This window comes from Rugamonas fusca, from assembly GCF_014042365.1.
In the GTDB taxonomy this organism is placed as follows: domain Bacteria; phylum Pseudomonadota; class Gammaproteobacteria; order Burkholderiales; family Burkholderiaceae_D; genus Rugamonas; species Rugamonas fusca.
Genome location: NZ_JACEZS010000013.1, coordinates 11,810 through 25,493, shown reverse-complemented (window position 1 = coordinate 25,493; position 13,684 = coordinate 11,810). Strand labels below are relative to the sequence as shown.

The 13,684-nt window shown below is 49.3% G+C and carries 10 protein-coding genes and 1 pseudogene; 3 read left to right on the top strand and 8 right to left on the bottom strand.

The features are described from left to right. Positions 1-243 precede the first annotated feature (243 nt). From H3H36_RS15625 to H3H36_RS15610, 4 genes are all read right to left on the bottom strand, one after another. Positions 244-1,383, bottom strand: coding sequence for a tyrosine-type recombinase/integrase (locus H3H36_RS15625; protein ID WP_182219023.1), 1,140 nt, complete (start codon positions 1,381-1,383; stop codon positions 244-246). Positions 1,384-1,502: 119 nt separating this feature from the next. Next, positions 1,503-3,692, bottom strand: a complete 2,190-nt coding sequence (locus H3H36_RS15620) for a phage/plasmid primase, P4 family (RefSeq protein WP_182219022.1) — start codon at positions 3,690-3,692, stop codon at positions 1,503-1,505. A 119-nt stretch (positions 3,693-3,811) separates the two neighbouring features. Continuing rightward, positions 3,812-4,654 carry a hypothetical protein gene (locus H3H36_RS15615; protein WP_182219021.1) on the bottom strand — a complete coding sequence of 281 codons (843 nt, stop codon included), beginning with the start codon at positions 4,652-4,654 and terminating at the stop codon, positions 3,812-3,814. A 1,092-nt stretch (positions 4,655-5,746) separates the two neighbouring features. Continuing rightward, positions 5,747-8,467, bottom strand: coding sequence for an Hsp70 family protein (locus H3H36_RS15610; RefSeq protein ID WP_182219020.1), 2,721 nt, complete (start codon positions 8,465-8,467; stop codon positions 5,747-5,749). Positions 8,468-8,787: 320 nt separating this feature from the next. Between H3H36_RS15610 and H3H36_RS15605 the strand changes: the two genes are divergently transcribed. Further along, the gene (locus H3H36_RS15605; protein ID WP_182219019.1) at positions 8,788-9,984 is read left to right on the top strand and encodes a hypothetical protein; all 1,197 of its coding nucleotides are present in this window, start codon (positions 8,788-8,790) and stop codon (positions 9,982-9,984) included. An 89-nt stretch (positions 9,985-10,073) separates the two neighbouring features. On the opposite strand, the gene H3H36_RS15600 is transcribed toward H3H36_RS15605, so the two are convergent. After that, positions 10,074-10,649: a hypothetical protein gene (locus H3H36_RS15600; RefSeq protein WP_182219170.1), complete on the bottom strand. Its 576-nt coding sequence runs from the start codon at positions 10,647-10,649 to the stop codon at positions 10,074-10,076. Here H3H36_RS15600 and H3H36_RS15595 point away from each other — a divergent pair. Then, positions 10,581-10,922: a DUF1249 domain-containing protein gene (locus H3H36_RS15595; protein ID WP_182219018.1), complete on the top strand. Its 342-nt coding sequence runs from the start codon at positions 10,581-10,583 to the stop codon at positions 10,920-10,922. The two genes, H3H36_RS15600 and H3H36_RS15595, sit on opposite strands and share 69 nt — an antisense overlap. A 73-nt stretch (positions 10,923-10,995) precedes the next feature. Here the strand turns inward: H3H36_RS15595 and H3H36_RS15590 are convergent, their stop codons facing one another. After that, positions 10,996-11,205: a DUF2188 domain-containing protein gene (locus H3H36_RS15590; RefSeq protein ID WP_182219017.1), complete on the bottom strand. Its 210-nt coding sequence runs from the start codon at positions 11,203-11,205 to the stop codon at positions 10,996-10,998. 148 nt (positions 11,206-11,353) lie between these two features. Between H3H36_RS15590 and H3H36_RS27565 the strand changes: the two genes are divergently transcribed. Then, positions 11,354-11,653, top strand: a complete 300-nt coding sequence (locus H3H36_RS27565; protein ID WP_220459760.1) for a GIY-YIG nuclease family protein — start codon at positions 11,354-11,356, stop codon at positions 11,651-11,653. Here H3H36_RS27565 and H3H36_RS27730 read toward each other — a convergent pair. Further along, positions 11,595-11,786: pseudogene (locus tag H3H36_RS27730) on the bottom strand (ParB N-terminal domain-containing protein); the annotation flags it as partial. The gene H3H36_RS27565 and the pseudogene H3H36_RS27730 overlap by 59 nt on opposite strands. Then, a complete protein-coding gene (locus tag H3H36_RS15580; RefSeq protein ID WP_182219158.1) occupies positions 11,783-13,333 on the bottom strand; it encodes a recombinase family protein in 1,551 nt (516 codons plus the stop codon). The pseudogene H3H36_RS27730 and the gene H3H36_RS15580, both read right to left, overlap by 4 nt. Between the last annotated feature and the right edge of the window lie 351 nt (positions 13,334-13,684).

The following is a 13,684-nucleotide window of genomic DNA, read 5'->3' as shown; positions in this document are numbered from 1 at the left end:
CGGTAAAACGAACACATAAAAATCAGCCGCGTCGTCGTGATGCGGCGCGCAAATCGATGGCATCGCTTCCGTTATTTATCAAACGGTCTTGCTGACTTCGGAGGGGCAATTTCCGTTTTACCCCCTACGATTCTATCAACTTTTAGCATGCTAAATCAGTGCGGAAATTCCTGTGTTTCACCTGCAGCTATAAGGGTTACTTCAAAATGCCGCTAGAAAGAATTTTACACCAACGAGGCAGCATTACGAATGCATGGTATTGATGATGTCAACGGCCTTCCGGCTCGCATCGTTCGGTGCCAAGTGGGCATAACGCTGTGTCATTTTCGGATCGCTGTGACCGAGCAACACAGACACTTCGAAGAGGCTGACGCCGTTCTTCACGAGCTTTGACGCGTAGCTGTGCCTTAAAGTGTGCATCGTAACCTTGCCGCCCTTTTCTCTCACCACGTCAGCATCATTTACGCCAGCACGATCCATCGCCTTCTTGATACCCTGCGCAGCATATCCGCGTGCCATGCCGGTCTTGTTTTCAAAGACGTAGCGTGCATCTGCTCGGCGTTCGGCCTGACGGCGTACCATCACTTCACGCAACCGGTCTGTCATGAATAGCACGTCTTCATTGTTGACCTTGCTGCGATAGATGTTCAACGTTCCGGCCTCAAGATTCACCGCCGTCCAGGGCAAGTTCGCTGCTTCAGAATAACGGCAGCCAGTATCAAGAAGCATGATCACGAGGTCGTAGTTGTCCTGGATGTTGCGTTGCATCTCCGGCGTGCGATCCTGAGGCGTTTTAACGCCGCTTCTCGCCGATTTCGGATCAAGCTCGCGCAGCAATGCCGCTTCGTCGTTGGAATCGAGATAGCGCAGGCGATACGCCGTTTTCAACTGTGGAAACACAACGTCGCGATTCGTTTTGTAGCCGAGCTTTTGCGCCTCTCGCAGCGTTGAACGAATCAGCCCGATCTCATGCTTGATTGTCGCAGGCTTGTCACCCTCGGCTTTTCGCTTCGCTACCAGTCGCTCGATGTCCTTAGTCTGGATCTCATGAAGGGACAAGTTCAGCGGCAGGCCGTAGCATGGACTTTCACGCTTGGTTTTCGGGTCGCGCTTACTGCCGAACATCTTACGCGAGATTGATTCCATACCGCGATAGTACGAGTAATTCTTGCGCGGCTCTAAGTACTTGAGCACTGCATCACGCAATGAAATTTCCTCGGCCTCGCCGAGATAAGTTTCACTGTGGATCTTGTTGCGCATCTCACGTTCTACCTGCAATGCCTTGGTTTTATTCGCAGTGCCAGTAGTACCCACATATTTCTTATTTTTCACTTGGAACGCGTAGTACCAATTACTGCTGTTTTCTCGCTTGTGCAGAGCCATGTTGTTACCCCTGTAGTATACATATGAAGACCATCCACCAATTTCCGATGAAAGAAAACGCTGGGACACCACGCAGCTGCTGGACCTTACGCTTACAGAAGGCCCAGCAGGCAATTGTCTTAGTCGCGATACATTTTTAACACGGACAATTTCTCGCCGTTCTTTTGCAGCGCCTCAGTCAGGGGAGTGCGCAAGCCGAGCCCAATGTATTTCCGCTTGGCAGTTTTGGCCTTCTCATAACCGCGTTCAATAAGCAGCATTCCCAGCTTCCTTTTGGTGTAGCTGAACCCGAAGTAGTCTTTCGCCCATGTGGAGAAAGATTCATATGCTTCATCGAAGACCATTTCAAGGAATGGACCTTCGACGCAATATTCGCGAATCCATGACCCCACGACGTCCATTTCGCTGCGGTACTCTGCCGTAGCAGCAGCCACTGCCGTAGGAATTGGCAGGCCATGACGTTGCCAGTCGAGGCAGCCGCGAATGGCCCAGTTCAGAATTCCTGGCAACTCGGCTTTCAGCTTGCTCTCCAAATTCGGATCACGATCCTCCTTCTTGAACGACACCGGAAAAGGAATCAGGCGCATACGACGCCAGATACCTTCATCCGTCCCCTTAATAACCGGCTTATGATTACCTGCTACGAACATCTTATGAGTCGGGACAAAAGTAAATTGGCTCTGATACATATGACGTGCCACAATCGGGTCACCGCCAGTCATTGACTTGACAAGTGCTTCGCTGAAATGACGCCCTTCATCTACCTCACTCATGGCAACGAACCGTTTCCCCCGCAGGCTTGCGATGTCACCAGACGGTCCACTGCTGTTACGCTGGCGGTCGAGCAACAAATCGCCCGATGCCTGCGCGCCATAGTCCCCCATCAGCGATTGGGTTACATTCAAGAATGTGCTTTTGCCATTGGCGCCGTAGCCATACCCGAAGCCCATGCACTGCTCAATGAGAGATGCGGTAAGTGAATAGCCAATCAAACGCTGGAGATATGTAACGAGCTCCATGTCGCCGCCCATCACCTGCTCTAAGAACGTAATCCACTGCGGGCAAGTCGCTTCGGGTTGATAAGATGCACCCGCTACCTGCGTAATCAACTTGGATTGGTCCGGCGCATGGAACTGGCCTGTCTTGAGATTGACATAGCCGTTTTGCACACCCAGCAGAAAGCCATCGCTGTCCAATTTCGAAATCGGCAGGCCAATCCCCGGCTCGGACTTGAACAACGTGATCATGTCCTTAATGCGCGTGGCACCTTCGGACGCTAGCGCATGTTTCTTCAGGCGGGTTTTCACTGGCCCTTGATCCATTGCATCTGCCTCTTTATGATGAGCTTTTGCGACGTCCTTAGCCAACCCTTGAATGACGATATAGCTAGTTGGCTCCCAGTAGACACCGTTCCACCGCAGCCAGCTATCAGTCTCAATCACATACCGCACCATGTCGCCGTAAAGCTCCGCGAGCTTGGCAGCGTTGCCGCTATCCGTGCAGTGCATGTGCACGGCTTTCTCGTACAGGCGAAAGACGTTGTCCACGACCTGCATTACCTCATCGTGGTCCATTGGAGGCTGGAACAGTTCATTGGCGCGCGCCGAGAAAGCTTCTACTTCGACTCTAGAGTGCCCAGCTTTCATCTGGCTGAGTGCGAGACGAAACAGCTTTTCGTTACGGCTACCAGCAGTGACAGGCTCGGCGGAATCGGCTGCTGAACTGATACGAGCAGGATGGGGGCTACGCTTCTCCGTCAGCTTACGGACCAGAGCTTTTGGCATCTCAATAGACTGTACAGCTGGTTCTTGCCATTGATAGGGTTTACCAGCAACAACCGATGGTGACGCGACAAAATAGCCACCGTCGCCGCGCACATCAATGCCAGGCATAAAGCCGACTTTGTTGCCGATGCTCACGCCATCAGGGGCGCTGTAAACCACATGCATGCCCCCACTCGGCGTATCGCTGCTCAGTGTGGGCTCCAGCGCCCCGGTTTCGTTGTACAACTTTTCCCAGGATTCAAATCCCGGTGTACCGTTCTTTACATCAATATCTACAACGATGTACTTGTTCACTGCGCCGGTAGGAATACCGATATTATTCAACGAACCTGGCGGCCACCACGCCTGTACCTGTGCCAAATCGCTGGATGCAGATTTAAAGCCCCCGGCAATGCGGGGAGCTTTTCCCATCGGAACGAGCGGGAAGATTGCAATCCCTGCTTCGGCATATGTCCTGGCGGCGTCTGGAAGCGACAGTTGATTGATTGCTGCTATGTTGAGCCTATTGGCTATGGGCGAATTCATGTATTGTCTATTTTGAGGTTGAGCCCCCCCCTGCAGTCAGCGCGACATACAAAGGGGATAGATGGATTAAACAAGTAGCAGATCTACTCGCAATTTAAGTTTCTACGTGAGAAGCGGAGTTAGAGCTGAAAGATCTCGCCTTGCAGCAACGGCATATTCCGATGAATATCCGCCTTCAATGCCTCGATAGTCGATGCCGAGAAAACATCTGGCATAGCAGAACACGCCTCATTCATAATGCTGAAAAAGAATTTCAAGGCTGAGTCTTGAGCGGACAGTTTGTTATTTACTTTCTTCCGCGCAGCCTCGTCTGCTTTTGCTGTAGAGACAGTTTCATTCATCATGGCCCATGTTGACGTCTTAAATACCACAGCCCTTGCGTCCTTGAAGGCAGCATAGGCCTCATCTGTCCTTTCGATAGGCTGAGGTGGTGGCGGAAACAGAAATTGCCCATTTTCGAGCTCAATCTCCCTCAAAATGGAGGTCAACATGTTGCCGACATAATAGACGCCGTATGGAAATTCTTTACTGTCAGCCTCCCTGACAGCTCGAATTTCATGTTCAGGCGTCATACGGAATTTGGCAATTAATACACTTTGATCCACCCACAAGTCTGTAGCATTTGACGCCTGCACCTTGTTAGCCGGTGTATACACGAGATCGCCCTCGGTCAGCCATGCGCCGATAGACCCATAGCTGGTCCCGTCACCTGGAAACCAGAACCGAACTTCCCCATCCATAGAACTGAACAATGGTGCAATACTCTCTGCGATAGCCCGGCCAAACATAGTGCGCGTCCTTGTAGCAATAGCGGACAGCCGGCCACGACGGCTCCCCTCCGACATAGGCCTGGTTTTTTGTGATACATTCGCCGACAGATTTTTTACGTTTGCCTTGCTAATACGAGATGCTTTGATGATTGGCTCGGGCATAGCGATACCCTTGTCTACTTTAGACTGCATATAAAACCTCATTGTGATGACCGCAGTGCTCCCAGTAGGTGCGTGTAGATGCCTTCTTCTCAGGAAGAAATGCTCCAGCCACGCGCATAAAGCGAGCGACATGTGTCGATAGTTTGTCGAAATTTTAGGGGGATCCCCGGGCAACTACGAGTGGGCCATCATTGAGATCTGATCAGGTGTGTGCGAGGAAGCCCTCGGACCCTAGCAGGCATTGCGCCATCCCTCTGTGTGAGGTTCGCTAGTCTGATCTACGCACTATCTAGACCGCACGTTTCCGTGTCGTGGAAGAATCATACGACAAGGAACCTCGACAGCGCAACCGTATGTATACTTTTTCCCGCCAAAGCGGAACGCTACCGCATACGTCATATGGCGAGGGCTTTTCGCCCCACGGTATTGAACGCCGTGGTCATTGCCGGCAGTCACGACAAGTCACCAATTGACGCTACCTTTACCTCGTCATTGCCATACCGGATGACTTGCCGCTGCCGCGCTATCGCCGCGTGCATTGAAGTTAGATGACGATTTTTCCAAAAATAAAATACTCTAATATTTTTCTCTCATTCTTCAGGGATTAAAGGAAAAAAGTACAATCGTCTATATCGTTTATCCTGTTTTAAGAAGAAGCAAAAAGTGCAACCAAAGCGACGACTGTAACTAAGACAGAAGCGATTAAACCTTCTGACGTCCCGGCGGAAACTGAGCGCCCATGCGTGCCTGTGGGGTGTGGGCATCCAGCTGGGGGGCGAATGCAGCAAGCTGTCGCGGCTCGGGTTCTGCCGGTACGTCATGAGCCATCAGACCTTCTAACCTACAAGCGGAAAGCGAACAGTCATGGGGCGCAGCGACCTGTCGGCAGCCGACTGTAGGCAGAAATGAGGTAAGTCGGCAGGGCGCTGGTCCGCAACGCAACCCGGCGTTACAAGTCTAGTAACCTTCCAACCTCGTGGGGCACGCACGGCCCTAGCCTATTGACAGCTGGTTGCAAGCGGACACGAGATAGGAGAAGGGGGATCTGTGCCGCACCTGCAATCAGCACCGCGAAGATGCTAGATCACAGCTAATTTCCCATCTCAATAATCCAACTCCATTTCACTCCAGTACGCTAACGTTGTCCAAAATAGCCATTGCCTGATCTTCATTTTTCATGTTTCTCAAATGCTCAATTAATGGCTTAAATTCTTTTTCATCCAATATTTTTTTCCCTTTCGCGCCAATTAATTTAAACGAAAACCCGGCCTTGTCTTCAATGTCATAGCAGAACAAATCGGGATCAGAATTAGGCGATTGTGGATCGCCACGAAACCAAAACATCAATGGCTCTAACAATAAAACCTTTCCAGAATCAGGAGAAAGCAAAATGCATTGATCTTCCGAAAATGTATGCTCTCCTTCATAATTCAGCACATCTACAAAAGGTGTGTGTGCGCCATAAGCTAATCTAAACTTACCTTGATACGATGATTGGAAGCGTCTTTTCTGGACATCTTCAAAATATCCAAACTTTATATCTCCACAGTATTCTTTAAAAACATTACCCAGGAGTCGAATAGCTTTCATGTAATCCAGGGAAATTTCTGATTTCTCATGCTTTACTTGGCCGACCATAGTAACCAAAGCATCGACTTCAGAGTAGATTGGCTCTTCCAGAAGTTTTTCTAAGCCCTTGCAAAAATGATTTTTTCCCTGAATTTCTTTTAAGCAATTTTTCAATAATGCCCAAAGTGGGCCAGCAGATCGTTGACTAAAGTTTTTAAATATCTTTGAGGAAGATCGTCCTTTTTTCGTCAAATATTCAGAGTATGCGACAAAAGCTCCGAATGATAAAAATCCTTCAATTACTGCAATTCCACGTAAATCCAATTCACCTGACGCCGTTGACGCCGCATATGCTGCTAATGGAGAGGCAATCGGATAAGGCAAATTATTAATCAATTGATTAATAGTCTCCCAATTTTGATCTTTAGCTCGCTCGGTATATACAGTTATAGACGATTTATCGACATATGAAATAGATGAATTTGATGTGCCAAAGTCAAGACCAAAATAAGCCTCTGATGTTCCTGCTGCACCACCAAAAGTCATATCGATAAAAAAAGGCCGTCCACTTACCATTGTCTCTGGAATACCTGGCCCTCCACTGCGATAAATAAAACTGGGAAGAGCAGTTCCGTCTGACTTCACTGCAAGTTGAATTTGCAACGAACTATCAAATGACTGGCCTGATGGGGTCAAAATGCTGCTGTCCATAACATTATGCAGATTCGTCTGATCACCAGGATCAAACGAGGAGGACATAAAGAAGTACTCCATCCGTTGACGAGGAGGATGGCTAAGCTTGAACTTCCATCGAATAGGATCATCTACGCGATTCTTTAAAACACTGGCAGAAGGCAATAAAACACCATTGGGTACTTGTTCAGCCCCATCTAAATTAATTGGGCGAAACTTAACCAACTCTCCCCCACGTCGATCTGGGTTTAAAACTAAACAAAGTCTGTTATAAGTTACAGCTTTAAAGTCACCTGTACCATCATTGAAAGTTTTCCGAGCACATTCGATAGCCAGCCCTTTGGCCACGATTTCTTGGAAGTTTTCGTTTAGCTCCAATATATCAGCATCCATCAGACTTTTATGAGAAAATTTCACCAACATTTCTCGAAGCCAGCGAATATTCGCAGACCCCCCTGATAATAGGACTACAGAGATATTTTGTCCGGTTAGCTCACCACTTGCCCGTTGAAGGGCATTTGAAATAACAGGTATTAGTTTACTCTTCCAAATATTTTCCAAAAATAATTTTCTAATTTCAATTTCATCTAATCGAATTGAAACCATCTCAGAATTAGTGCTCAACGGATTTGCCGGAACCCTTATTGTTGATGCAATAGGATTGGGGGGTATATACTCAACATCCCAGTTGGTTATGATCGAGCAAACAGCGATTTTCGCTTTTTCAACATCGAAAAGCATATTTGAAAAATGTTTGTGGAAATTTTGAAAATCCTCCCTAATATCATCCACTTTCAGATGCGGATCGCGCCGAACCTCGTCAAATTTCCGTAGCGCCTCATAGATTGTTGAAGGAACCTTCTTCCCATTAAACTGCTTCAGCAGAACATATTCTGCTATAACCCTATTAAAATAAAATCCGCCAACTGCAATCGAAGAGGCAGCTAGCGGCTTTGAATTTCTACCAGAATTACTGACATCGCCCGTGGCCGTTGTTTCGATTATCGACACATCAAACGTGCCGCCACCGAAATCCAATACAAATGCTATATGCTTCTTTTTTTCAGCAACAAGCGGGTGCTTAATTCCATAGCGGTAGTATTGAAAGACAGCAAATGGCTCTGGCAAAAAATCAACATCTTCAAATCTTGACTCGAGAATTCTTCTGATATGAGTGCGGTAATTAACTAACCAGTCGCCACGAATCGCCCCTTGTTCATGAATAGATACTGGTTCCGCAATTATTACTCGCGATGCTTTTTTAAGGCTTCGGTCAGAAATCCATGCTTCAGCACGGTCCACCAGATATCGCAAATAGTCGCTCGCTACAGAGTGAATCGAATGATACTTTCCATCGGAGAGACGAACGCTCTTAGGGTTAGCTGCTCCGTGCTCTTGTTCTCCAAGTAGGATCTTAAAGTTATCAAACACTTCCCGAGCTTCAACTGCAGCAAAATATGCCTCATCCCCAACTTTGAAGCCATCTTTGGAATACCAAAGAGCCGTCGGCACGACATGACGCTCTCCGACTGGGACCATCCCGATGGAGTTCACAAAAAGATCACGCTTTCTAGTAGCCACGTTTGTTCCTATTCGTCAGTTCTCAGGTAGATAATAGCTTAGGTCATTACACTATTGGTATTATTATTGACTGAGCTATGCCCGCCTTTCTGACGCGCTGTGACACTAGTTGGCTGCTCAGTCCATTTGGATCCGCCCTTGCCAAAGAATGCTCTACAGCACGTGCTAAGCGTTTGCACCTTTTGACCTACCCTCGCAAGCGCCGCGCCTATGCGGTGTTTGAGAATGCCAGGTGTGATCCTGTAGCAGGAAATGCGATAGTTGCTGAATTTCATCAACAGTCTGCTAAAGTATATGTTTGGCAACCTCGTCGATACCACATGAATAGCTTCGAAAGCTGGATGCTGCAACAAGGATTGTCTGAATCGTCTGTGCGGAAATATGGCAACGCGATTGGCGGCCCGCTCACTGCATGGGCGAATGCGAATTCAGTTCTAGTTGGCTCTCTTACTGGCATTGAGGACGTGTCGAAATTCCAGTCAATCTCGTCTGCGATCCAAAAGCTTCCGATCTTCTTAGAGAGGAATAGCACAGGGCATGGGATGTACAGCCGCGCGTTGGCCAAATTTGCTGAGTACCTGCAACGCGAACGTGATGCTCCCATCAGTGATGTAACCCTGCCTTCAGATGGGCAGATTCAGGTGTCTGAGAAAGACCGCATTTCTCTAGCAAACATGATGGTAGATTCACTTCCACGTGGCAACAAAAAGCAGCTACACGATCTCGCGGAAGATGGTTTCCGAATCTTCCTTGACGGCGACCAGTGTGCCGCCGTTTACTTTGCAAACAACGCCCCTATACACCTCATTGAATTTGCGTTAGACACGAAAAAGACTACTATTGGGGCGGCGGAACGCCAAGCGTTCATAGTCTGGCTAGAGCATCAGAAGGCTGAGTTCGGTGGACACGATGCAAGAAATCACAAGAAGGGCAGGCAATTAGATTGGTTTCGCATTGGCGTCAAAACGTACGGTGATGCAATAGCGTTCATCAAACGAATCTCCGATGAGCGACGAAACCTTTCAACCACCAACCGTTGGGCGATACCTACGGCGATTCTAGTAACCCCGGCGTCCCATCCAGCTCGAACAATCCAGGCCATATCTGCTGTAGTTGCAAATGTCCCCACAGACACTTGGGCCAGCACCGCACGTCGCATGGTAAAGACGGCGCAACAGACCTCTGCCTTCTCAAATGGTCAGGTAGTTCCTCAGACCATAAAAAATAAGAACAACGCGTTCGAATCAGAAGACGAGTTCGTTAGCTATGTTAAGTCGCTAATCGAGAAACAAGAAGGTCTATGCGCTATCAGCGGACTGCCACTTCAATCTGACATCGACGGTCAAGTGAACGACGAAATGAGAGCATCATTGGATCGTATAAACAGCGACGGCCACTACGAAGTGGGCAATCTTCAAGTGGTGTGTCGTTTCATCAACCGCTGGAAGGGCTCTGATCAAAACAGCCAGTTTAAAGAACTCATTCACATCTTGCGTGAGCATTGGGCGAACCACTAGCCGACGAACTGCTCGCACAACTATTGGGAAGCAGGTCACGAGATCTGACTGACCTACTTGCGCGAGAAGCGCGCTGGATTCTTCGTCACTCAATCAATTTTGCTGCGAGCTCGGCTCAATGCTCCATCTACGAAGGCCACCGTGCAAGCAAGAATTGCTTGTGCCTCGGCCCGGTTAAATGTCTCCTGCGTTCCGTCAGGATTTGGATGGTGAGCCAGATGCGTGAAATGACGAATAGCTTCACCGATGAAAAGCGCACGCTCGCTTTTCGTCATCAGTTTGCGCTCCTTTCCGTTCGTATATTTTGCGACGCTTACGCTGGCTGCACTAGCCTCAGCTGACCCGATGCTAATCCCTTCTACCGCAAGTCGGCATTGAGACACCACGGCATCGTATTTTCCCCGTAGTAAATCATCCTGCGCTTGACGTAGACATCTGGCGGCATCAGCTGCTGCAGCTCCTTCTTTCCCGGTTGGAATCTCAAATCCCAACACCAAGATATCAGCGTAGCCAAGCGTCACGACGACGTTTCGCCAATCGCTCTCTATCAAGAAAACTACCGCAAGCTGCTTCAACTTCTGCCCGGTTTGCATGACATGAACGGGCCGGCCAAGCTCACGGCGCTTGGCCACGCTGATGTCAATATCGATGTGATCGAGCGCCATAAGTACCGCTTGGTGCTTCGCATGAGTCATTATCTCGAACGCCTGCACGGCGCTGCGATACCTGACCCTGAGATGACCATCGAAGTGTATTTGATGGCCGAGACAGTCGGGGTACTGACGTACTGCGATTGCTTCGGTTCGCGGAAAGTGTTCTGCCCAGAACTGATGGCCTTCAGTCCGCTGGCCAAGGTTGAGCTGAACCATTTTCTAGACCAGTGGCTGACGAAGATGATTGCTGACGGACGACATCAGCTCAAAGTTGAGCTCGCTTAGTGCCAGTAAACGGCAGGCAGCCTGGTATCGGGTTGCTAAAGAGCCGGCTTGCCCGGCTCTTGCCTTGCTTCTGCTATGCAGAGCGCCAATGATCCGGAAGGCCTTTGTTGGTGTGGCGAACACGGGCGATCAAAGGATGAAATCCTTTTGCCTTTGCAGCTGCAATTGCGTGGGCCTGGGTGGGGTAGGGGCCAGAATCACGCCGACCATCAGCATGCTCGATCACGTAATGATCAATATCGCCGCCCCCTTTTGGCATTGGCTCAATGTAAACATTAGGCATAGTAGTCCTCTCGTACCTGGCAAAATTGCCAACAAGAACATTGGTATGGAAAACTCGGTTTCAAGGGATGGGTGAGAAAAAGTTAACGCCATAAGCTGTACGCCAGAAATCTGTTATTGTTTCAATATTGCAATCACGAGACTAACCAATGGGAAAGAGTATCCGGATATACCTGCCGAACGAGACAGTTGTGGGTATTCGCCATGCGGAAATAGCAAACTGGACGGGACAGGCGCTTGCTTGTCCTCGCTCGCTTTTCGGTGAATTACGCGAATGGCCGGAAGTCCAGCGCCCTGGTGTTTACATTTTGTTTGGCGTCCACGATGAGACTGGCGCCGAGATCGCATATATCGGAGAGGCAGAAGTGCTCGCCGATCGCCTGCAAAGCCACCACAAATCAGCAAATATCGATCGTCGCCGTTCGCCCCTGCCCTCGGTGTCACTGTAATCGGCTTTTTCAGTCCTATCGCCTCGATGTTTTTGACGATTTCGGCAAAGGCAGCCTTGTTTCGTTCCCGAGGATTCAGGACATCAATTTTTTCGATTGGGATCATCGCCATCTCGCCCGGCTCCAGCTTCATGCTGCCCTCCGTATCCGTGTTCGCTCCGCCATACCGTAGAGATAGTCCAAGCTATCGAATCTAAAGCTTTCAAACTCAGCCGGATTTCGCTCCGCCAAATTAATGCGTACCTGCCCAAAGCCGAGGCCAGGCAGCAAATAGTAGTCAAGGGTGCTTTGATTATTGGCGTCGAGACGTACCGCGACCGTAATGTCAGGCGCTAGTCCGGTATCAAATCGTACCTTCCAGTGATGCCGCCCACTTTCCGGCGTCTGGCAGCGTGCCAAGACAAGGGAAAGACTAAACTCATCATTGATACGCAAAAGATCCGTTGCTGGATCACGCTGTACGCTTCCTCCAAGACTTAAAATTGCGCTCTCTGTACTGTTGACAATTTCGGGATGCATGCGGCGCAGCAATTTGTTCGTTTCCAAGTAGCGATAATCTCGGTCAGGCGTGAAACCAACCATTTGATACGCTCTTAGGAGGCTACCGAATCGATGCATATAGATCGACGTAGATGGCATTCCCTCAGCCTCGTTGATGATCAATCCAGACAACAATCCACGCTGCTGATACAGGGTTCGCAGGCGCTCAATCAATTCTTCGTCAGTGTAACGATAGGCACGTGCACGAACGATACCTTGCGCAGTGTAGAAAACGTCCGACGAGATAACCGGCTCAAACGCACCGACCTTCTTGATCCACATGTCCGGGGTATTTTCCACTCTTAGCTTTTTCAGCTTGAACGAAATTCTGTTGTATACGTTGTTCCCGATGTACTTCTCGTTCGTCAACACTTCATGCACCGTTGCGCGTGTCCAGGCCCGATCCAAATCAGTTCTCACCGCCATGCTGTTCATGCGGGCAGCAATTTCAGATTCCATCAGGCCATCATCAATGAACAGCTTATACATCAGCTGGATCATGCGAACCTCATCCTCAGGCCCAGGTACGAGAATGACTCGATCAGTCTGCAAGCTCTTGTGTTCGCCTCGGGCCAATTGCGATTTGACTGCACCGGATTGATCGACGAGGACGCGACGTAAGCCATACCCAGCAGGGCCGCCTTGCCGAAAACCAAGTTCAATTAAACGGCACTGTCCGGCAAAGACTTTAGCGGATAGCTCGCGGCTGTACTCACCAGCCATTGCGCGTTTAACGCCCTTTACGATTGTGGAGACAGGTGAGCCGTCATTCTCAAATTGCTCGGCACAATAAACCACCTGAATGCCGGCACGACGGCATCGATATTCATAGTAGGCACTTTCGTCCGCATCTTGAAAACGTCCCCACCGGCTAACATCGTAGACAAGAATTATCTGAAAATCCGGCGCTCCGCTTTCAACATCCTGAATGAGCCGCTGGAGTGAAGCACGTCCTTCAATGCTTAGGCCGCTCTTCCCAGCGTCAGTGTAGGTACGCACGATTTCGATATTTCGGCGCTGAGCGTACTCATGGATTTTGTCCGATTGGTTCTCGGTGGAATATTGCTGATGCTCAGTAGACATGCGCACGTATTCAATCGCTCGTGGCCGAGCCACCAATCCGATAGGAGAATTGAGCATGTCGCCGACATACATGATATCGATAGCCCTCAGTAGCGCTGACCCGTTCGATGTAATCCGTTGTCATGCCACTTGTCAAAGGTGGCCCCGCAGCGGGATCCACCAACGATCGCCACAGCGGCCATGACGAGATTGTTTCTTTGCAATACGGTAGCATTGTCATAACACCAGCTGTTCACGTCCTATCTTTGCAATCTCCAGGAGTATCGGCATCTACACACGTATGCTCCGTAATTTCAACCGTCCAGACGTCCATCTTTGCAATCGCTCCAGGCGGAAGCAATTTGAGTTGATAGACGCCTGATTGCAAAGAAAATTTTAAAGTTGACACGTCCACCAGTTCGCGCGACC